14 protein-coding genes are annotated in these 22,696 nt (G+C 33.0%); all 14 read left to right on the top strand.

Annotation, left to right across the window (positions count from 1 at the left end; genetic code table 11):
* Window positions 1–4: 4 nt before the first annotated feature.
* From AC3VI6_RS01645 to AC3VI6_RS01580, 14 genes are read left to right on the top strand one after another with little or no spacing between them, the layout of a single operon-like run.
* Entirely contained in the window at window positions 5–610 is a 606-nt protein-coding gene (locus tag AC3VI6_RS01645) for a BrxA family protein (RefSeq protein WP_520436364.1), read from the top strand.
* Window positions 603–1,187 carry a DUF1788 domain-containing protein gene (locus tag AC3VI6_RS01640; protein WP_286853575.1) on the top strand — a complete coding sequence of 195 codons (585 nt, stop codon included), beginning with the start codon at window positions 603–605 and terminating at the stop codon, window positions 1,185–1,187. Before AC3VI6_RS01645 ends, AC3VI6_RS01640 begins: the two co-directional genes overlap by 8 nt.
* On the top strand, window positions 1,184–4,657 hold the full coding sequence (gene brxC, locus AC3VI6_RS01635) for a BREX system P-loop protein BrxC (RefSeq protein ID WP_497704934.1): 3,474 nt from the start codon (window positions 1,184–1,186) through the stop codon (window positions 4,655–4,657). The genes AC3VI6_RS01640 and brxC overlap by 4 nt, the downstream gene beginning before the upstream one ends.
* Before the next feature lie 22 nt (window positions 4,658–4,679).
* Window positions 4,680–6,527, top strand: coding sequence for a DUF262 domain-containing protein (locus tag AC3VI6_RS01630; RefSeq protein WP_497704933.1), 1,848 nt, complete (start codon window positions 4,680–4,682; stop codon window positions 6,525–6,527).
* Between the two features lie 29 nt (window positions 6,528–6,556).
* Window positions 6,557–10,054 carry a BREX-1 system adenine-specific DNA-methyltransferase PglX gene (pglX, locus tag AC3VI6_RS01625; RefSeq protein WP_497704932.1) on the top strand — a complete coding sequence of 1,166 codons (3,498 nt, stop codon included), beginning with the start codon at window positions 6,557–6,559 and terminating at the stop codon, window positions 10,052–10,054.
* A 3-nt stretch (window positions 10,055–10,057) separates the two neighbouring features.
* A complete protein-coding gene (locus AC3VI6_RS01620) occupies window positions 10,058–11,170 on the top strand; it encodes a phospholipase D-like domain-containing protein (RefSeq protein ID WP_497704931.1) in 1,113 nt (370 codons plus the stop codon).
* An 11-nt stretch (window positions 11,171–11,181) separates the two neighbouring features.
* The gene (locus AC3VI6_RS01615; protein ID WP_497704930.1) at window positions 11,182–11,796 is read left to right on the top strand and encodes an alpha-ketoglutarate-dependent dioxygenase AlkB family protein; all 615 of its coding nucleotides are present in this window, start codon (window positions 11,182–11,184) and stop codon (window positions 11,794–11,796) included.
* Window positions 11,796–12,812, top strand: coding sequence for a DUF1848 domain-containing protein (locus AC3VI6_RS01610; RefSeq protein WP_497704929.1), 1,017 nt, complete (start codon window positions 11,796–11,798; stop codon window positions 12,810–12,812). The genes AC3VI6_RS01615 and AC3VI6_RS01610 overlap by 1 nt, the downstream gene beginning before the upstream one ends.
* Before the next feature lie 11 nt (window positions 12,813–12,823).
* Window positions 12,824–13,912, top strand: coding sequence for a DNA/RNA helicase domain-containing protein (locus AC3VI6_RS01605; RefSeq protein ID WP_497704928.1), 1,089 nt, complete (start codon window positions 12,824–12,826; stop codon window positions 13,910–13,912).
* Window positions 13,913–13,922: 10 nt separating this feature from the next.
* Window positions 13,923–15,665: a hypothetical protein gene (locus AC3VI6_RS01600; protein WP_497704927.1), complete on the top strand. Its 1,743-nt coding sequence runs from the start codon at window positions 13,923–13,925 to the stop codon at window positions 15,663–15,665.
* Between the two features lie 4 nt (window positions 15,666–15,669).
* Window positions 15,670–17,112, top strand: a complete 1,443-nt coding sequence (locus AC3VI6_RS01595) for a hypothetical protein (protein ID WP_497704926.1) — start codon at window positions 15,670–15,672, stop codon at window positions 17,110–17,112.
* 3 nt (window positions 17,113–17,115) lie between these two features.
* Entirely contained in the window at window positions 17,116–19,611 is a 2,496-nt protein-coding gene (gene pglZ, locus AC3VI6_RS01590) for a BREX-1 system phosphatase PglZ type A (RefSeq protein WP_497704925.1), read from the top strand.
* Window positions 19,612–19,648: 37 nt separating this feature from the next.
* Window positions 19,649–21,661 carry a BREX system Lon protease-like protein BrxL gene (brxL, locus tag AC3VI6_RS01585; RefSeq protein WP_497704924.1) on the top strand — a complete coding sequence of 671 codons (2,013 nt, stop codon included), beginning with the start codon at window positions 19,649–19,651 and terminating at the stop codon, window positions 21,659–21,661.
* A gap of 59 nt (window positions 21,662–21,720) precedes the next feature.
* Window positions 21,721–22,170 carry a hypothetical protein gene (locus AC3VI6_RS01580; RefSeq protein ID WP_482271930.1) on the top strand — a complete coding sequence of 150 codons (450 nt, stop codon included), beginning with the start codon at window positions 21,721–21,723 and terminating at the stop codon, window positions 22,168–22,170.
* The last annotated feature ends 526 nt before the right edge of the window (window positions 22,171–22,696 follow it).

The following is a 22,696-nucleotide window of genomic DNA, read 5'->3' as shown; positions in this document are numbered from 1 at the left end:
GGTGGTGGAAAAAAAATATAAATTCTCTTTTACAGCAGCGTCTTTAAGAACTAAAGATTTAGTGACAGTCGTTTTATCGGAAACCTCAAATAATACTCATGATCTTGAATTAACTTTAGGCAATGGGAAATCTGCAACCGGTAAACGGTTATTATTAGAACTAAACAATTGGATAAGTACATTAACCAAACATCAAATAAATGTGCTGCAAAATGGCAGTTTTAAATCACAAAACGAAATTGCCTTTTTAGCAGTATGTAAATACTTTGACTTTATACGTGATTTCGTAATAGAAGTCATAAGAGAAAAATATATGGTTTTTGATTATGAACTTACCGATGGCGATTATCTATCTTTCTTTAGAAGAAAAGCAGAGTTTCATCCAGAAATGGAAAATCTAACCGAGATAACACAAAAGAAAATAAAACAAGTAACCTTTAAAATGTTGGAACAAGCAGGTATAATAAATAATGTGAAGTCCAGAATCATTCAACCTCAATTGTTAGAGTCAGATACGAAAAAAGCAATAGTAAAAGATAATCCAGAATTATTAAAAGTGTTTCTGTATTCAGATATAGACATACAAAGATTACAAGAAGCCTATGAATAGCTTAAACAAAAAATTTGAACATTTATATAGTGTGATTTCATCCTCTAATTTTCTAAATAAGGAATCTTTAGGTGGAGAAATTCCTTTCTTTATTGCAGCTTACGAGGCTGAACAAGAATTGGACTGCAGAGAAGAAATAAAACTACTAAAAAGAAAACTAGAAAATTCTGGTATAGAAATATTAGAATTAAACTTATATGACCTTACATGCGAAATCCTTGAAGCAAAAGGCGGTATGGAGCGCATGTTTAAAATTGAAAAAGCAAAAAGCAAAGACAAGTTTTTAAGAGCCTTACAATCGTCTTTAAACATCCATCAAGTATTAATGCCTTTAATTAAAGAGAAAATCGATGCGAGTAATGCCAAAGTATATTTCTTAACTGGTATTGGCTTGGTGTTTCCTTTTATACGGTCTCACAACGTATTAAATAATTTACAAAACATTGCAAAAGAAGCACCAACTGTCGCTTTTTTTCCAGGTGAATATAATGGGCATTCGTTAAATCTGTTTGGCAAACTAAAAGACGACAATTACTACAGAGCATTTAATATTTTTAAAATAGAAGCAAAAATATGATCAAAGATTTTTTTGAAAAAGACATAAATAGACCTATCGAAACGGTTATCAAAGCAGATGATCGAGACCATATAGCAACAGAAGTTACCGAATACGTTATTACAGACGAAATTGCTAAAAAAATAAGAGATTTTTTTCAAGCTTACAATGATTATGCTGGTGCCAATGGTGTTTGGATTTCTGGTTTCTTCGGTAGTGGTAAATCACATTTATTAAAAATGATTTCCTATGTACTAGAAAACAAACAATACGATGGATATCATTCTGGTGAATTGTTTGCTGAAAAGGTAGACGACGATGCCATGTTAAAAGCCGATATTTTAAACGCAACACGTATTCCGTCAGAGTCTGTACTATTCAACATAGATCAACAAGCACAAATTACCAGTAAAGAAGACGCTAATGCCATTCTTGCTGTATTTTATAAAGTATTCTATGACCATTTAGGCTATTACGGATTTCAACCGCATGTAGCAGAGTTTGAAATGTGGTTAGATAGCAAAGGTAAATACGAGGAATTTAAAACAGAGTATGAAAAAGTAAACGGTATTACTTGGGAAGTAGATCGATTAGAATATTTTGTTGTTGAGGTGAAAGATATTTTAGCAACAATTTTTAATGAAAGTCCTGATAAATATGAAAATATCCTTGATGAATTAGAAGACAGGAACAAACAGTCTATTGAAGATTTTTGTAATCGTGTAAAAAGCTACATTGACACGAAACCCAAAGGCTTCCGTTTAAATTTCTTTGTAGATGAGGTTGGCCAGTATATAAGCGACAACACAAAGCTTATGCTTAACTTGCAAACTATTGCAGAAACTTTAGCAACCAAAACCAAAGGAAACTCTTGGATATTAGTGACCTCGCAAGAAGATATGGAAACGGTTGTTGGTGATATGAACAAAAGCCAGCAAAACGACTTTTCTCGTATTCAGGCACGTTTTAAAATAAAAATACCATTAACCTCTGCCAATGTAGATGAGGTAATTGAAAAACGATTGCTTCACAAAAAAGATACCTATCAAAAGCAATTAGAAAACGCACATAAAACCAATGCGGCTCATTTACAATCGCTCTTGTCTTTTTCAGAAGCTGGTGTGCAGTTTAAAGGTTTTAAAAGCGATAAGGATTTCGCAAATAAATTTCCCTTTGCACCGTATCAATTCGATTTGTTTCAACAATGTCGTATTGCTTTATCCAACCACAATGCTTTTCAAGGAAAACATGCTTCCGTAGGAGAGCGTTCTATGCTTGGTGTGTTTCAACAGGTTATTCAAGCCATAGAAAAGAGAGATGAAAACGCGTTAGTAAGTTTCGATTTAATGTTTCAAGGGATTCGTAATGAATTACGTGGAGACATTCAACAATCATTACAATTAGGAGAGCGACAACTAAACGATCCATTCGAAATCAAAGTATTAAAAACGCTCTTTTTAGTCAAGTACTTCAATAGTTTTAAAACCACCAAACGCAATATTTCGGTGTTATTGATAGATGATATCAATGTCGATTTAAAAGCCCACGAAGAAAAAATAGAAAAAGCACTAACCGTTTTAGAGAACCAAAGTTATGTACAACGTAATGGCGACATCTATGAGTTTCTAACCGATGATGAAAAAGATATTGAAGAAGAAATTAAAAATACAGACATTGATGATCAGGCAGTAACCACCTTATTAAAGGAAATTCTGTTTGATGAGATTATCAAAGACAATCGTATTACATACCTAAACAACAAACAAGCTTACGATTTTACTAGTAAAATAAACGGAACCATATTAGGCCGTGAAAAAGAACTGGAAATTGAAATCATAACCGACGATTTCGAAAACAACGAAACCTATATCCAATCACAAACTATGGGTAGTACTGCCATGAAATTGTTGTTGTCACCCAGTCCAACCTTTATGCGAGATATACGCATGTACATAAAAACGGCAAAGTACGAAAGGCAAAATCGAGGTAACAGTACCAGTCCTCAAGTAGCACGTATTTTACAGGAAAAATCCATTCAGAACGTCACACGTAAAAAGAACTTAATCACATTGGCCAACAAAGCATTGGCAGAATCTAATGCTTTTGTAAATGGTAGCAAATTAGAAGCGTCTTCTACAGCCGATGGTAAAACCAAAGTCATTAACGTATTTCAAAATTTAGTGGCTGCCGTATATCCTAATTTACGCATGCTTAAAGGCGTGGCGTTTACAGAAGATACCATTAAAACAACCATACATACCAAACAAGACGATTTATTTTCTGGTGACGATGCCACCATGTCCGAAGCTGAAACAGAAATATTAAGCCTCATCAACAGGCGTAAAAAACAAAGCGACCGTACATCACTAAATGATGTAAAAAATGAGTTTATAAAAAAACCGTATGGTTGGTACCCTAATGCGGTGTGGACTACCATTGCCAAATTGTATAAACGTGGTAAAATAGAATTAACACAAAATGCCAATTTATTAGAAAATGATGAGGTGTTAAATGCCCTATTAAACAGCTCAAACCATGGCAATACTTTATTAGAACCACAAGCAACCTTTAATGATGCTACAGTAAAAAAATTAAAAGACATCTATAAAGATGCGTTTGATGAAAGCTGCGCCTTCCGCGAAGCAAAAGATGTTGCGACTGCATTCAAAGAAAAACTAAAGGACATGTCTATACAAGTCAGTCAACTATTGGCAAGTAAACGAGACTATCCATTTTTAAGCAGTTTAGAAACTTTTGCAGACCAGTTAGCAAAGTGGTCTAAAAAGGAGTACGCCTATTTCTTAATCAATACCAACGATTTTGAAGATGCTTTACTAGATACTAAAGAAGATTTGCTAGATCCTATCAAGAGATTTATGAATGGTGAGCAACGTAATATTTACGATCAGGTTAAAAAATTGCTCGATGGTAACACGGCTAATTTCGATTACATTCAAGGCGATGAACTAGATATTTTAAAAACTCTTTTAACGAGTAACACACCTTATAAAGGCAATGGCGTACAGTTAGCTAAAGCAGCCAAAGACCAATTAGCAACTAAAGTATTAACGCTAATTGAGGAAGAAAAAGAAAAGGCTACAAAAAAGGCAGAAGACTTAATTACAGATATTACTTCACGTAAAGAATACAAGGCGTTAGAGACTACACAACAACAGCAAACCATTACAGGTTTAGAGCAACGTAAAAAAGCCTTAAAAGACGAGCGATTTATCGCTAACATCCGCCAAAGTTACAATCAGTTATCCGAGTTGCATACAGCCGCCTTAAACCTCATGGCGACTTATTTAGCGAAACCTCAAGAAGATGGTAAGGCAGCAGAACCTACTACAAAATACATTCGTAGATCTAACGTACATATCGATTTTGATAAAAAAGAACTGCACACCGAAGCCGATGTGTTAGCCTATATAGAAGCCGTAAAAGAAGCCTATTTAAAAAGAATAAAAGACAATATTAGAATAACACTATAATCAATCAACGGAACCGCTTTCAATGGAAAAAAAAACATTATCAAATATTTTAGAGGGAAAAATACTCAAAATACCTGACTATCAAAGAGGTTATGCTTGGGAAGAACAACAATGGAAAGACTTTGTTCAAGATATAGATGCTTTAATTGATGATAAAATAATTAATCATTATACAGGTACCATTGTTATTTATCAATCTAAAGAAAAGCCTACAGAATATTATGGAATTGATAGACTGGAACTAGTTGATGTTGTAGATGGTCAACAAAGATTAACAACGTCAAGTCTTTATTTGTCTATTATATTGAAAGAATTAATAAAGCAAGGAGAAAAAGATTATGACACTAAATTACCACTTTTGTTTTCAGGAACTAAAAGTCGCCTTATTTTAAATAACGATACTTCAGATTTCTTTTTTGACCTTATCTCAAAAGGTACAACAAACGTTGCTGCAATAACGGTACATCAAAAAAGACTTTTAGAGGCTCACAATTACCTTAAATCACATATTCAACAGCAATTAGATTCAAAAGGTACTGAAGGTGTAAGTTATCTAAAAGATGTATTTGATGCCATTATACGCAAACTTAATTTTTCGTTTTATCCTATTGAAGTTGAAAGTGAAATTGGGATGACTTTTGAGCTCATGAATTCCAGAGGGAAAGGACTTTCAGCGTTAGAGTTATTAAAAAACTACCTGATGCATTGGGTGTATAGAAATATCACACAAGAAAACGAAAAAGAGGATGTTACCAATACGATTAATAAATCTTGGAAAGAGGTATACACTAATATTGCAAAATGTAATGGTAGCGAAAATCAATGTTTAAGAATAGCGTGGACATTATATCATTCGCACACACCAAAAAACTGGAAGGGTTATAAAGGCTTTAAGGACAATGATGTTATTCCATTAAGAGACTTTTCTATAAAAACGAAAGCAGATACCCAACAGTTTATAAACCAGTTTACTTCAGGATTAGCAGAAATTTCTATGCATTATGCTGCTATTATACAGCCTTCTAAAAGTTCACCAATTGTAGATGAATTTAAATGGTTAACTAAAATTAAAAATGCGGGTAACATAGCAAATTTTTTACCACTTATGGTAGCTACTCGTTTGGGTGTTATGGCAGATGAAATTCCTCATGACAAATATATTAACTTACTAAAAGCATTAGAGCTATTTTCGTATCGCGTGTTTTTATGGCAAGGGAAACGTAGTAATGCAGGACTTTCTAAATTTTACAGATGGGCAGATGATATCTTTTCAAAAAAACATGATATTGAAGCAGTAACTGAATGGATTTTAGGTACCATTAATTGGTATTCTAATGAAAATAGCTTTAGAAAAGAACTTAAAGAAGATTTTTACGATTGGTATCATTGGAGACGATTATTACGATATACATTGTATGAATACGAACTAGATTTACTGACAGAAGAAGGAAAAGGCGCCAAGCCTAAACTAGCTTGGGACGAATTAACCGATGCCACTTTTGAGCATATTTTACCACAAACACCAAAAGAGGATTCTATATGGAAACAACAATGGACAGATGAAGACATTGAAACCTATCTACACGACATCTCAAACATTGTTTTAACCAAAGACAATTCTCATTATTTAAATTTCGAGTTTTCCAGAAAGAAGGGAGAAGCAGGAATAGGACATTGCTATGCCAATTCAGACATACGACAAGAGCGTAAAATTGCAGAGTTTGCAGATTGGACAACAGAAAGCTGTAAACAAAGAAAAGATACACTTAATAAATGGATTATAGATAGATGGGGAATAGACCAACATTATAAAGTACCTAAAGAGATAGAAGATATTGAAGAGGAAGAAGAAATTTTAGAAACTGTTTAGCCATTACCACCAATTTAAAGAACGTATTAATGAATACAAACCAACTAAAACGCTTCGCACAAGCAGCACGCTTAAAACTACTGGACCAAATTGGCGCAAAACTCGAAAAGGTACTCACTACCGACTCGGCAGAGTTACGCGAAAAAGCCAACCAAATACAACAGTTGCAAGAAGCCATTAATAAAAGTAATAAGCAACAGGTTATAGATACGGTTGCTTACACCTGGTTTAACCGTTTGGTAGCCTTACGGTTTATGGATGTAAACGGTTACGAACCCATAGGCATAAAAGTCGTATCACCAGCCACTAATGCCACCTTGCCAGAGTTGTTGCAAGAAGCCAAAGCTGGCAACATCCCGCAAGAGTTACCCGTAAATCACCAACGTATTTACCAAATACTAGATGGTACCATACCAAGTAGCAATGCCCAAAACGAAGCCTATAGAGAGTTGTTAGTTGGTGCTTGTAACCATTTGCATACGGTGTTTCCGTTTTTGTTTGAGCGTATTAACGATTACTCGGAGCTGCTCTTACCAGACGACCTCATTTCTAGCTTTTCTATTATAGAAGACATTAAACAAGGCATGTTACCCCAAGACTGCCAAGAAGTAGAAATTTTAGGCTGGCTGTACCAGTTTTATATTTCTGAAAAGAAAGATGAAGTATTTGCAGCTAAAGGCAAAGTGAAAAAAGAAGACATTCCTGCAGCAACGCAATTGTTTACACCGCGTTGGATTGTAGAATACATGGTACAAAATACGGTGGGGAAACTGTGGTTACAGAACAACCCAAAATCCAACTTGCGAGAGCACATGCCTTATTTTATAGAGTCGCCATCTGTAGAAAGTGACGATTATTTAAAAATAAACTCGGTTGAGGAGATTACCCTATTAGACCAAGCCTGTGGTTCTGGGCATATTTTGGTGTATGGTTTTGAGCTGCTATCCAAAATTTATGAAGAAGAAGGCTATAACGAAAGTGAAATACCAAAACTCATTATAGAAAAAAACTTGTTTGGTTTTGAAATTGACGAGCGTGCAGCACAATTAGCAGGTTTAGCCCTTATGTTAAAAGCACGCAGTTACCAACGTAGAGTGTTTAAAAAAGAAATTACCCCAAATATTTTATGTTATCAAGATTTAAAACTCACCACAGACGAGATTAAAGACACCTTTAAAGCTTGTAACATTAAACTAACAGATGAATTATTACACGATTTACAAAACATACAACAAGCTACCAATTTAGGCTCATTAATTATACCGCATATCAGTACTAAAGTTTTAGAAGAAACACAAAACACGCTTAACAAAAAAAAACAAAGTGCTGACCTATTTCTTCAAGACAACATACAACAGCTTATTACAAGTTGCCAACAGTTAATAGCCTTAAGCAAAAAATACCATTGCGTGGTAGACAACCCACCATATATGGGTGGTGGTAATATGAACAAACCTTTAGGTGACTTTGTAAAAACCAATTACCCAGACAGTAAAGCCGATTTAATGGCGTGTTTCATGGAAGCTGGTTTAAAAGCACTACAGCCTAAAGGTTATTTAGGCATGATTAACCAACATTCTTGGATGTTTTTAAGTAGTTACGAAAAACTACGTAAAAAACTCATTAAGCAAACACATATTGATACCTTACTACATTTAGGAGCTAGAACCTTTCCAGAAATTGGAGGCGAAGTGGTGCAAAATGCAGCGTTTTCTTTGGTAAATAAAAAATCAAATACAAACAGCAGCTATATTAGATTAGTTGACGACAACCATACGACCTTAAAACGAGACAAAACCAAAGAAGCCATACTAAACCATAATTGTGGTTGGTTTTACAAAGCAAACCAAAAAGATTTTGAGAAAATACCTGGTAGTCCGATTGGGTATTGGTTGAGTGAGAATAAGCTAAAGGTATTTAACCAAAACCATTTTATTGATGATGAGTCTGAAATAAAAGTTGGCTTACAAACTGGAGATAACAGCAAATTTACAAGGTTTTGGAGTGAAATATCAGAAGACAGTTTTACAGTTCATTGGTATCCTTACAATAAGGGAGGAGATTTTAGAAAATGGTTTGGTAATCAGGAATTGGTCGTAAATTGGAAAAATGACGGTTATGAAATTAAAAATTTTAAAAATGATAAAGGCAAATTACGTTCAAGACCTCAAAATGAAATCTACTATTTTAAACCTTCAATATCTTGGTCATTTATAAGTGCAGGGACTTTTGGTGCTAGGTTATATCCTGACGGATTTATTTTTGATGTTGCAGGCTCTTCATTATTTCCAAAGGTTGATAGATTTTTGTTAATGGCTTATTTAAATTCTAATGTTAGCTTTGAATTTTTGAAGGTATTAGCACCAACTCTTAATTATCAAGTTGGAGATATAAAAAGTATTCCATTTTATAATAAGTCAAATGAAGTTATTATTGAACTTTCGAAAGAATGTTGTTTAATATCTAAAAATGAATGGAATTCTCGAGAAACCTCATGGGATTTCCAACAAAACGAACTCATCCGCATCAATGGTCAAGACATAGAGGAAGCCTATGATAGCTATTGCCACTATTGGCAAAACAAGTTTTTTGAGTTGCACAAAAATGAAGAAGCCCTTAACAAACAGTTTATAGACATTTACGGCTTACAAGACGAGCTTACACCAGACGTGCCGTTAGAATACATTACCATTTTAAAAGAAGAAACAGACATTGTAAATGGTGAGTTGGTGTTTAATGCCAAAGAGGTGTTGCAACAATTTGTTAGCTATGCAGTAGGTTGTATGTTTGGGCGCTACAGTCTAGACCAACCTGGTCTTATCCTCGCCAACCAAGGTGAAACCCTAGAAGACTACCTTAAAGCTGTCAGCTCGAGCGCAGTCGAGACCTCATTCCTTCCCGACGACGACAACATCATCCCAATCCTAGACAACGAATGGTTTGAAGATGACATTGTAGGGCGTTTTTACGAGTTTTTAAAAGTCACCTTTGGTAAACCCAACTTCGAGAAAAACCTAGCGTTTGTAGAAGAGTGTTTGGGTAAAGACATCCGTAAATATTTCTTAAAAGATTTTTACAATGACCATTGGAAGCGTTATAAAAAACGCCCAATTTACTGGATGTTCTCATCGCCTTCTGGTGCGTTTAATGTACTCATTTACATGCACCGTTACACACCAGATACCCTAAACCAAATACTAAACGGTTACTTAAAAGACTACCGCGAAAAACTAACCGCAGAGTTAGACCGACAAGCGCATATTAAAAATGTAGGTACCGCCAGAGAGCAAACCCTAGCACAAAAAGAAGAAGACCGCATACACAAAGTATTACTGGAATTACAAGAATACGAACGCGAACTTTACAAACTAGCCACAGAACGCATCAGCATCGATTTAGATGATGGCGTATTGGTTAACTACAACAAGTTTGGTAAGATTATTAAAGAAGTAAAAGGTCTTAACGACAAAAAAGCCAAAGACAAAGTGAGAAAATTTGATTGGATAGATGTAACGGAAATACGATAATCGATGAGTAGTATCATACAAAATTTAAAAACGTCCTTGCTTAAGGAACTTAAAAGTGCTGATGAAGTATGGATAGCAGTTGCTTTGATAACAACCAATGCTTTGGATTTTATATTGAATCAAGTACCAGAAGATGCAGCTCAAAATTATTTGATAGGCATAAACCTGCCTACAGAACCTAATGCACTAAAAAAATTATATAGACTGGAAGTAAAAGACAAAATTCAATCTCGAATTTATACAGAAAAAGAATTTTATCATCCCAAAGTATACCTCATAAGAAAAGGTTCAAATTATATCGCATTTATAGGTTCTGCCAATTGCACTAATAGTGGATTGTCAAAAAACATTGAATTAAGCTATAAAATAGAGAACCAAACCGATTGTAAAAAACTTGTAAAATGGTTTGAAAATTTAAACGAGGATGCCTTCAGTATCACAGAAAGCTTTTTAAAAGAGTATGAAAAAAGTTTTATAAAACGGAAAGAACGAAAGCTGAAAGATGAAAAAGTAGCGCAAAGGCTAAAGAAAAAATTAAAGGAAGAACATGAAGTCACCATGGCTGCTAGAACCGAGCTCATAGAAGTTTTGAAATGGCATCGCAAGCAACCAATCTATAGACAACACAAAGCAGAACGTCAAGAAAATGTAAAAAGGCTTCGCGAAAGTCTAGATTATCCTGCATTTAAAAATGTAGATGTAGATGCATTTTTTGCCATATGGGAGTTAGGCCATTTAATAGCGATACCAGTACCAACACTTAAAAGAGAGATTAAAAAGTTTAGGCGGATGCTAAAATATCTTTGTGATGACAGTATAGATATTGCTTTAAGAATTAACGAAGTGCTATCCGGAGATTTAAAAATTCGTGGTGTTGCTGAAGCTATGGTTTCAAAAATATTAACAATTCACAATCCAAAGGAATATTCAATAAGAAATAAAAAAATTGATGATGTTTTAGTAAATTATGGGATTGAAATCCCAAAAAGAATTTCCAAGGGAGAAAAGTATAAAGCAGTCAATAGTTTTTTAAAAGAAATAGCTAGAGAATCTAACATGGATAATATGGCAGTTCTTGATTTGTATTTATATAAAGAAGCAACTGAAAATGATTAAAGCATAATTTTATGGATCAAATAGACATCTTTTCAAATGAACCTGTTTATGGCGAACCCATAAAAATAAATAATGGGGAATACATTTATATTCCAAATTTTTATGATAAAGCCACAGCAGATACTTATTTAAAACGTTTAATAAGCGATATTAAATGGAAACAAGAGTCTATGAAAATGTATGGCAAGGAAATCCCGTTTCCACGTTTAACAGCTTGGTATGGTGATAATGACAAACCCTATAGTTTTTCTGGCATTACCCTACAACCGCATCCTTGGAGTCCCGGTTTATCAAAAATTAAAGCAGATATAGAACCTAAAGCCGGTGTGGTTTTTAATAGTGTGCTGTTAAACCGCTATCGCGATGGTAACGATTCCATTTCATGGCATACAGATGCCGAAAAAGAACTGGGTGAAAATCCTGTAATAGCATCCGTAAATTTTGGTGCAGAACGTAAGTTTCAACTAAAACATAAAGTCACTAATGAGCGTATTGATATTCTGTTAAAACATGGCAGTTTATTAATCATGCAAGGCGAATTACAACATTTCTGGAAACACCAAATACCAAAAAGCAAAACCATAACGCAAGAGCGTGTGAATTTAACCTTTAGAGTGATAAAATAATGTGGAAAAAAATAGACATACAAAATGATGATGGCGACATGGTTAGCGCCCAAGCACCGGTAATTATTTCTGCAAGTCGCTCTACAGACATCCCAACCTTCTATGCCGATTGGTTTGTGGAGCGTTGGAAAAAAGGTTACGTAAAATGGATGAATCCATTTAATGGTGTGCCTTCGTATGTCGCTTTTAAAAATACAAGATGTGTTGTGTTTTGGACAAAAAATCCAAAACCCATTATGAAACATATCGATTTTTTAGAGGAGCATGTACAAAATTACTATTTCCAATTTTCGTTAAACGATTACGATAAGGAAGGTTTTGAAGGCAAAGTACCTAGACTGGAAAGCCGTATTAAATCGTTTATTGATCTGTCTAATCGTATTGGGAAAGAACGTGTGGTTTGGCGCTTTGATCCTATGATTTTGACTGCTGAAATTGATGTTGATGAATTACTGAAACGCGTAAAAAACATTGGCGATCAGTTAAAAGACTATACCAGAAAATTAGTGTTCAGTTTTGCTGATATAGCTATTTACAAAAAAGTGGCAAATAACCTTAAAAAAGAAAGTATCAATTATGTAGAGTTCACACAAGATACCATGCATCAATTCGCAAAAGGACTTCAAGAACTAAACAAAAGTTGGAATCTGGAAATAGCCACCTGTGCCGAAAAAATACCATTAGAACAGTATGGTGTAAAACACAATAAATGTGTTGACGACGACTTGATGATAGAATTATTTAGTAACGATAAGGCATTAATGGATTTTTTAGGAGTAAAATTTGAAGAAGCAACCTTGTTTGAAACATCAAATACAATTCAAAAAACAAAAGTGCTAAAAGACAAAGGGCAACGCGAAGCTTGTGGTTGTATAATGAGTAAAGATATTGGGCAATATAATACCTGTCCGCATGAGTGTGTGTATTGCTATGCAAATACCTCTAAAGAGTTAGCATTAAAAAATTACAAAAAACATAAAGAAAACCAATTTGCAGATACCATAGTTGGTAATTAAAAGGATTAAATATGGCATATTATTTTAGACTTCCGGTATTAACAGACTTAACCATAGAGCAACAAGCGGTTTTAAACGAACCTAATGCTATTGCCGTTTCTGGTGGTCCTGGTACAGGAAAAAGTGTAGTCTCGTTGTGGCGTCACATTCAAAACCATGGTATGGGCAGAAGACATAGTTTGCTATTAACCTACACCGTGTCTTTAGAAAGCTATTTGGCGTCATCTGCTAGCTCTGAAAATCCTGCAGCTGGTTCCAATGTAAATAGAACGTATTGGTGGACAACCAATGAAGCTACAGACGAATACGACGAAATAATTATTGATGAAGCCCAAGATGTAAGCAGATACCGTTACGAGCAAATAGATAGTTTAACCAATATGGTCTCTTACACTGCAGATGATAACCAAATATTATATCCAAATAGAGCCACTACAGAGGCACAATTACAAGAGCTCTTTAATAACCCTAGATTCACTTTACATGCAAATTATAGAAACACTAATGAAGTGGTACGTTTTGTACGGTCATTATTCCCACAAACTATAATTTCAAACGGTCAGTCTAATGGTCCAAAACCGCAATTAATTTGTAGTGACGGCATTAATGGCAACCAAACACAAATTATTAAAGATGTTATCGATACATTTCAAAGTAACACACATAATATCGCAGTTTTAGTACCATTAGAAGGTCATGTGCGTTATTGGCATAGTGAATTACAAAACAGTGGTTATACATGCAGTATGTATGTAAATACAGAAGAAGAAATGAATACTATAGAAAATATTCACGTAACCACTTATAAGTCTTGTAAAGGACTCGAGTTTGATACCGTTATAATACCTAATTTTAATAAATACCAGGATTTTATTAATGGTTTACATGTGGTTACAGAAAAAGACTACTATGTAGTATTTACAAGAACGAGAAGAAATTTAATCTTAATAGATCACAGACCAACTGTAAACGGTAATTCGAGCATTCCTTTTATTCAAAATCAAATACGTGATGGTATTGTTGAGGTAGATAAAAGTTATTTAAGAACTGCAGCACCAACCAGAAGAATAATAGAAGACGATGACGATCTTCCTTTTTAAAAAATAAAAAATGGAAAACAAGTATTATATACACCTCAACACCAACACACTACCTCATTATTTGGTAGATGGCATTATGCGTCCAGCAAACTTGATAAAAAATAGAGAACATGATTTCCAGAGTAATAGTGGTAATCAAATTATTTTATCCTTAAAAAAATGGAATAAAACCAGTGATTGTTCTATTGAAATAGTTCTAAACAATAATGAAGACAAGGCATTAGAACGAATAATGTCAACAGACTTTTTTTTATGTCATACAGCGATACCAATATCTCGTATAAAAGCAATCTATTTTGAAGACAAAGAAAAAGCCGATACGGTAATCTGGAATATTAACAGTACTGTAGCATTTGTGCCTAAATGGGCAATAAACTATGCAGAAAAAGAGGATTCTGAAATAGCAGAAGAGTTTCCGTTTACACATAGCGCTAAAAAAGATCAAACTAAAGAATTAGAAGTTATGCTAAAACGCTTTGATCGTTTATTAGGTGGTTTGGCATTTCTAAAAGTTAGTGCGGCTATTAATTCTGAAAATCAGATTAACTTTTCTGAAAGCTATTTCTCAACATTAGCCTATTTCAATAAGAGAATTGCATCTGACATTAAAAAGAATAATAGTACCGTAGATGATCGGTTCCATGATATTTTTAAAGGTGATTCAAGGATTGTTAATTACCTAGCAAAGCAAATTAACATGCCTCTAATTGAGAACGTATCTAAACAGGAATGCATTCAATTAAAGTCTAAATTTGGTGTTATAGATTTAAATAACCTACCTAAAAATTCACTGACCTTTAAATTAGCCATTTTAGAATCCTTTGGCAAAGACAGTTCTAAAAGTGTCGAAGACTTAATTAATAGTTTACTTTCAAATCTTGAAGAAGATATCAGTGAAGAAATAGCTTTAATTTATGGATTGTATGTTGGTTATAACACATTAAGGAATTATTATAAAATTAATAATGAGAAAATACAGGTGAAATTTGATTTAAACTCAAAAATAGATTTTTACACAATTGAATCTATATATCAATACGCATTTCATAACAAAACAATTAGTAATGATTTCGAATATTTGAGTGTTAATTTTCTCTCAAGTCAAGCTATATCTAAAAGAAACCCGAAATATAAGTATATAAAGGTTTTAAGCGATTACTATCCTTACAAAAAAGTGGATTATAAACTTCAAAAAACTAACATTATTGATGCCTTAATAAAAGAAGTTTCAAAATGGTTTCCGACTGAATTATTTACTATAGATGATAATAAGTTATCAGATAAATTAAACACACTTATAAATCCTAAACTAAACAGTTTAATCGAAAATGTTAGGTCAGACAGCGAAGCACTTTATCAAATAAAGGACGATGAAAAATTTAGCACCCCAACAGTCATAACTGATGAGGTAAAGAATGAAACCAAATCGAAAGAAACAGTTTTAAGTACAAATGTTGTTGAGCTTGTTAAAGAAAAAAGTAGAACAAATGAAGAACAAAAAGAAGAGCCTATAAATGACAAGCCTGATTTATTTAGTGGTACAAATACCAAAAATGCAGAAGTTGAAATTAACTCAAATTTAAATGAAGAATCCAAATTAAAAAATAGAGTTTATAATGCTGATGAGTTAAGTAAAAGAAGCTTTACCATAGAAAAATTGAAAAAGTTAGCAAATGAGTTAAATATAGAAATACCTAAAAATATTACTCTAAAAAAAGAAATCATTCAATACATACTTTCAAACCAAGAGTAATTACATGAGTTTTATACAATCTTATAATAATGCTTTAAGCAACCCAGATAGTTTACACGAATTCATCAATTCTAATTTTGATAAAATATATGACAATTATAGCTTGTCAAATCACGAAAATATTTCAAAAAACAGAGAAGAATTTAGCAGGCTCGCATTACGCATAAATACGATAAGAGCGTTAGATTTTAATGCTAAAAAAAATGAAGCCTATGTAAACCTCGTTTTAAATACATCGGTTAGATTGGGTGACTTATTTGTATTCCAGCAGTTTTATAGATTATTAGTTGAAAAAAACTTAAACCAATCAAATCTAATAAAAGCTAGTGCATTGTTTATGTTATCACGCTCATCGCATGATTTTATAAATGCTTACGATGCAATGCTTAATTTACTCGAAGAAACCTATAAAAATGACACAGATAGCAATAAAGAACCTATCGCGATATTAGTATATTTTTATGCCCTTTTTGTTAAATACTTTGCTGAATTTGCTCGGGAAGATGTATTAATTCTTAAAGAAAAAATAAAGACAAGCTACAACTCTAAAACATATGCGTTTTTAAATGATAAGTTTATTGAGGATATTTTTGCAGTTGATTTAGATTATAAAACAGATCCCTACACCAACATTCAGAATTTACTGGATAGGTTTCTCGAAAGACACGAAATCCCTTCATCTTACATCACGGGTTTCCTTTTAGAGCAAAACACAGATTATGCATTAAAATTAAACGGTAACAACTTAAATATTTCTGAGATACAGGAATTAAATAAAAGACTTTATATGCCAATTCAGTCTAATGAAATATTTTATTCATTAGGTCGTGGTACAGCTATTTTAGCATCTGAAAAACAATTATTAGCTTATATGTATGCGCACGGTAAAAAGCATATTGCTAAACTCAAAGATGCATTTAAAATAATTAACACTGCTGATTTTAAAAAAGTTAAACTAATTGATTGGGGTTGTGGTCAAGGTATTGCTTCTAAAATGTTCATAGATACTTTTGGCGCAAGCGTAGTAAAATCTGTAACACTAATAGAGCCTTCAGAGTGTGCTTTAAAAAGGGCGTCACTTCATGTTAGCAACGATGTTGAAAACATTAAAACTATAAATAAAGGGTTTGATGAGTTAGAGGTATCTGATTTAAAAGAAGAATCAATACCAAATGTTGTAAACGTGCATTTATTTTCTAATGTTATTGATATGGATTTCTTTAATTTATCGTCTCTCATCAATAAGATTGAGCAAAGCTTTACAGGAATTCAATATATAATATTAAGTAGTCCATATATTGATGTTGCTAAAACGGAAAGAATAAATCTTTTTGTATCCAAATTAATACTCAATAAAGGCATGGTATTGTTAGAAGAAACAAAAACGAAGGGAGCATGGATTAATGGGTGGTCAAAAGTAATACGTGTTTTTAAAATTGAACTATAAAAAATGAGCCAAAAAATACAAGAAGCATTAGAGCATAAATTTAAATCCCACGATGTCATATTTTGGTATGATGAGAACAGTGAACTCAAAGAAGATTTTGAAAATTTAGTATTTAATACTATTGAGAAAATTCACGTTAACGGTAATGAATTTGAAGTAAAACACCGTGTAACAACTAAATCATCTGAAGAAAAATACTTACTGTACTTTAATACCAAAAAACCAAAAAACAACGAAAACTGGTTGTTGGATTTAGAGTTGGCCTACCACCAATTCCATACAGATCAAGAAGCCATTATATTACAAGAATTAGGGTTAGACTTCAATTTTAAAGCATTAGTGGCGAAGCATCTATTGTTTTTTAAATCTAAAGAGCGTTTAGACAATTTAAAAAGTCTATTAGGTAATGGCGATAGCCATAATGATATTCGCTATAAAATGCTGGCAGTAGTGTTTAATACAGAACATGTTAACCTTAATACCTTTATTCATGCACATGGAACCGCATTTGCCAATGGCAACGAAAAAATGGATCGTGATCTGGAGCGTTACAATTTAGTGGATTTCTATTGGAATGAAATTAATGATAAGTTTAAGTACCAAAATAAAGCACCTAAAATTTATGATTTCTTAATTGAAGCCTTTAGTAATAGTGTCATTACAACGGAAACATCTAAATTATCAAAAGAGTCTAAATTGTTACTGTCGCTTTGGAAAGACACCATCACTTATAGAACAGGGTTCAATACCATTTCAGAAAGAATTGCTGTAGATTTAAACATAGAAGACCAATTAAATACCATAAACCTTGAAACAATTCTAGAAGAAGATCTATTCAAATTAATAGATAAAAAAATAATTCACGAATTGGTTCATCGATTAATTGACGAAAGTATATCAAATGAGAGTATTCAAACAAGCATTAAGTCTAGAGAAAATAAATTTTGGTATACAACTTTCGAACCCTACTACCAATGCATAGCATTTGCTTCACAATTACAGGATAAAATAAAAACCACACAAAGTATTTTTAAATCCATTACCGATGGTCTACAAAACTATACCAATACCTATTATGAAATAGACTATTTGTATCGTAAGTTCATACTATGGTATAGAAAATCGAACCACGATAGTATTTTAGGAGAGTTAGCAAATACTATAGAAAAACTATATGCAAATACTTGGTTATTAAAATCTAATAACCAATGGCAAGAAGTCGTTAATAATGTTAATACTTGGCCAATTAACGAAAGTTATGCCCAACGCCAATTTTATAAGCAGCACGTAAAACCATTTGTTGATAAGAATCAACGCGTTTTTGTGATTATTTCAGATGCGCTTCGTTACGAATGTGGGGCAGAATTAAATAGCCTTTTAGTAAAAGAAAATCGCTATGATGCCTCAATACAAGGTATGGTAGCTTCAATACCTTCCTATACGCAATTAGGTATGGCGTCATTGCTTCCCAATACAGAAATAAAAATTGATGAAGGTAGCGATGCCGTAAGTGTGGATGGCATATCTGCTTCTGGTGTTGTTGGAAGAGCAAAAATTTTACAACAAAATTCAGAAGCAAGAGCTACGGCAATAAAAGCGGAAGATTTCATGCAATTAAATGCCAATACAGATGGAAGGGAGTTCGTAAAACAATATGATGTTATTTACATCTATCATAATCGAATTGATAAAACTGGAGATGATAAAACAACCGAAGATAAGGTGTTTGATGCAGTTGAAGATGAATTGGACTTCTTTATGGAAATGCTGAAGAAAATTGCCAATATGAATGGTAATAACATGCTCATCACTTCAGATCATGGTTTCTTATATCAGTATCAAAATATTGCTGAAAGTGATTATATAAAATTAGAAGTAAAAGGTGATGTCGTGAAATACAATAGACGCTTTGTTTTAGGCAATGATATAACCGCTAACGACACTGTAAAACAGTTTACACAAAAACAATTAGGACTTACAAGTTCTGGAGATGTTTTAATTCCAAAATCAGTAAACAGACTGCGAGTAAAAGGAGCAGGTTCTAAATTCGTTCATGGAGGCACCTCGCTACAAGAAATTGTTATTCCGGTAATAAAGGTCAACAAAAAAAGACAAGACACCACAGCATCTGTAGAAATTGATATTATTAAATCAACAGATAAAATAACAACCAATTTATTGCCTGTTTCATTTATCCAAATGAATGCAGTAACTAAAAACAGTTTAGGCAGAACCATACGAGCAGCCTTATTCGCTGAAGATAATACGCTATTAAGTGACCAGTTTAAATACGTATTTAATAGCGAAGATGAAAACCAAAGGCAACGTGAAGTGAAACACAGATTTCAATTAACAGCATTGGCAAGCGGTAAATATAAAAACCAACGTGTAAAATTAGTCCTCGAAGAACCTATGGATCGTTCAAATAAATGGAAAGTATATAAAGAATATTACTATACGCTTAACATATCATTTACAACTGATTTTGACGGATTTTAACTAGTAACTAGTCGCTAGTAACTAATAGCTAATGGATATGAAAACATTAAATGAAAAAATAAACACCCACTTCGCAGGTAAAGTAGTCCGTAAAGATTTAACAAAACTGGTTAAAGGTAATGCTATTGTACCCACTTACGTTTTAGAATATCTATTAGGTCAATATTGTGCGACTGATGATGAAGAAACGATTATTCAAGGGGTTGAAACAGTCAAAACTATTATAGCTAAACATTTTGTACATCGCGAGGAATCCCAAATTATAAAATCTATTATTCGAGAAAAAGGGTCACATAGAATTATTGATAAAATAGCTGTACAATTAAATGATCGTCAAGACAGGTATGAAGCGTCTTTCGCTAATTTAGGACTGACTAGAATACCAATTTCAGACAGCATCATAAAAGAACATCAAAAATTGTTATCAAGCGGTGTTTGGTGCATCCTTACTTTAGGGTACTCACCTTCTGACGAAAGAGATCATATTCCTTGGTTTGTTGAAAACTTAAAACCAATTCAGGTATCCAATGTAGATATTGAGGAATATAAAAGTACACGAAAAGAGTTTTCAAAAGAAGAATGGATAGATATGCTAATGCAATCTATTGGTTTAAATCCGAGTGAATTTACGTTTAGATCAAAACTTTTGCAACTAACGCGTTTAGTACCTTTCGTAGAAAACAATTATAACCTGATTGAATTAGGGCCAAAAGGAACTGGTAAATCTCATATCTATTCAGAAATGTCACCACATGGAATTTTAATATCTGGCGGTGAAGTTTCTAAAGCAAAGTTATTTGTTAACAACAGTTCTGGTGAAATTGGTTTAGTAGGGTATTGGGATGTAGTTGCTTATGATGAATTTGCAGGTAAAACAAAAAGAGTCGATCGTGGTTTAGTAGACATCATGAAAAACTATATGGCAAACAAGTCATTTTCAAGAGGAACACAAGTATATGGGGCATCTGCTTCTATGGTTTTTGTGGGCAATACAGATCATTCTGTAGCTTATATGCTAAAACATTGTGATTTATTTGATGCACTACCGAAAGATTACTACGACACCGCTTTTTTAGACCGAATGCATGGGTATTTACCGGGTTGGGAAGTGCAAAAACTACGAAACGAAATGTTTACTTCAGAATACGGTTTCATAGTAGATTATCTCGCTGAAATATTAAAAAACTTGCGTAAAGAAGACCGTACGCACGATTACACGAAGTTTTTTGAATTATCCAGTTCTATTACAACAAGAGATAAAACATCAATAGCAAAAACCTATGCAGGTTTAATTAAAGTCATTTATCCAGATGATGTATATTCAGAAATGGAAGCAAAAGAAATTTTAGATTTTGCAATTGAAAATAGGAAACGTGTCAAAGACCAATTACGTAAAATGGATGAAACTTTTGAAGAAGTTGATTTTAGTTATGTGAGCAAATCTTCAGGTGAATCATTTGACATAGAAACTTTAGAAGAAATTCAATACAAACCAAAGCCCGTTGTTTCTGAAGAAAATGAGCCTGAAATGGTTTCAAATGAAAGTAATAATAAAACACAAGAAGGTATACATTTAAATCCTGGTCAAAAAATCATTAGGGATAACCAAACAGGTATATCATATGATAATTTATTTGGTGCGTACCTGCTAAACAGCTCAAATATTACACTTGTAGATCCATACATAAGATTACCTTATCAATTGCGGAATTTAATGGAGTTTGCAAAATTAATAGCAGAAAAGAAAGAAACGGATGCAGAAGTCAAATTACATCTAGTTACAAGTAATAATGAAGACTATATAGAAAATGTTAAAGAAGCATTTAATCAAATGACATATTCTTTAGAGTCTATGGGCATTATATTTTCTTATGAATTTGATGATTTTATTCATGATAGGTCTATCATATCTGATAATGGTTGGAAAATAATTTTGGGTAGAGGTTTAGACATTTGGCAAAAAACGGGTGGTTGGTATGATATAAGCGAGTATGTTCAAGAGCAACGTATTTGTAAAGCTTGTGAGGTAACATTTCTCAAAAATTTGTGATAATTATGTTTAAAACAACTCATTGAATAAAAAAAAATAAAAAATAAGCATTATATATTATGTTGAATGATAAAATACAGTTAGAAATAGCAGATTTCAAAAATGTTAAATCCTTATCTGAATTACAAAAATTTTGGTACGCAGTATTATCATTTAGCACTTTTGAGTTTTATCTTCTTTTGAATGAAAATATAAACCTATATGGTCATACAAAACAGTCATTTACAGAAAAACTACACGGAAAAATTAGTGCACACCAGTTTTATGGTGATCATGAATATATTTTAGTTTTAGATAAGGAAGAATTGTTAAAAAGTGAATCAATAGTATGTGATTTCATGGGATGTGTAAATACTGGCTTTTCAACAAAATTAAAATTCGACTTAAATCAAAAAAGAGTAATTGGCATTTCTTTTATAGAAGACGACTATGATATTGGAAAAGTAGTTGATTTATATTCTTTAGAGAAGATACAAAATCGTGTTTTTGATCGATGGCATAAAAATTAACTACACTGCAATCGATAAAGGCTATATTTATTTAATAGGTTTATTCGGGATTTTAGTAAACCAGAATAAATAACGGTTATTAATTTCCCCACAACCCAAAACCCGGATCGAGCGTGTAGAATCTATCCAGTGTATAGATTTAGCAAAAAGGCCAGTTGGCGTAGTGGCATTTAAACTATATTCTTTTAATCCCCCACAACACAAAACCCAGTTTTTTGCAAAAAAAGCAATAACCCATAGCCTGTATTGAGCGTAGTCGAAATATCTTTTGTGTTGTTCCGCTTACCTAACAAGTTTAGCGTTTTTTTGGTCTTTAAGGTAATAGCACATTACAGCTTTGGTTTTCATAAAATCAAACCAAACTGCAACAAGCTATTCCGTTTTATTTTATCATAAAAACACTAAACTCCCCAAAGCTAAGTTACATAACGGGTAGTTATGGTACTTTTCCGTAAACTCCAGGTAGCCATAACTCCATTATGTAAAATAGCCCGCATCCCAACGTTTTAAATGGTAACTGAAAATA

The organism is Tenacibaculum sp. TB-56 (assembly GCF_059716275.2).
Note: the sequence above shows the minus strand (reverse complement) of the source record. Positions and strands in the feature narration are given on the sequence as shown.

Bases quoted from the DNA above. Each gene is read 5' to 3' on its own strand.
- AC3VI6_RS01580 (WP_482271930.1), top strand. From the start codon at position 21,721: ATGTTGAATGATAAAATACAGTTAGAAATAGCAGATTTCAAAAATGTT.
- pglZ (WP_497704925.1), top strand. From the start codon at position 17,116: ATGAGCCAAAAAATACAAGAAGCATTAGAGCATAAATTTAAATCCCAC.
- AC3VI6_RS01630 (WP_497704933.1), top strand. From the start codon at position 4,680: ATGGAAAAAAAAACATTATCAAATATTTTAGAGGGAAAAATACTCAAA.
- AC3VI6_RS01640 (WP_286853575.1), top strand. From the start codon at position 603: ATGAATAGCTTAAACAAAAAATTTGAACATTTATATAGTGTGATTTCA.
- AC3VI6_RS01615 (WP_497704930.1), top strand. From the start codon at position 11,182: ATGGATCAAATAGACATCTTTTCAAATGAACCTGTTTATGGCGAACCC.
- AC3VI6_RS01605 (WP_497704928.1), top strand. From the start codon at position 12,824: ATGGCATATTATTTTAGACTTCCGGTATTAACAGACTTAACCATAGAG.
- AC3VI6_RS01620 (WP_497704931.1), top strand. From the start codon at position 10,058: ATGAGTAGTATCATACAAAATTTAAAAACGTCCTTGCTTAAGGAACTT.
- brxL (WP_497704924.1), top strand. From the start codon at position 19,649: ATGAAAACATTAAATGAAAAAATAAACACCCACTTCGCAGGTAAAGTA.
- pglX (WP_497704932.1), top strand. From the start codon at position 6,557: ATGAATACAAACCAACTAAAACGCTTCGCACAAGCAGCACGCTTAAAA.
- AC3VI6_RS01600 (WP_497704927.1), top strand. From the start codon at position 13,923: ATGGAAAACAAGTATTATATACACCTCAACACCAACACACTACCTCAT.
- brxC (WP_497704934.1), top strand. From the start codon at position 1,184: ATGATCAAAGATTTTTTTGAAAAAGACATAAATAGACCTATCGAAACG.
- AC3VI6_RS01595 (WP_497704926.1), top strand. From the start codon at position 15,670: ATGAGTTTTATACAATCTTATAATAATGCTTTAAGCAACCCAGATAGT.
- AC3VI6_RS01610 (WP_497704929.1), top strand. From the start codon at position 11,796: ATGTGGAAAAAAATAGACATACAAAATGATGATGGCGACATGGTTAGC.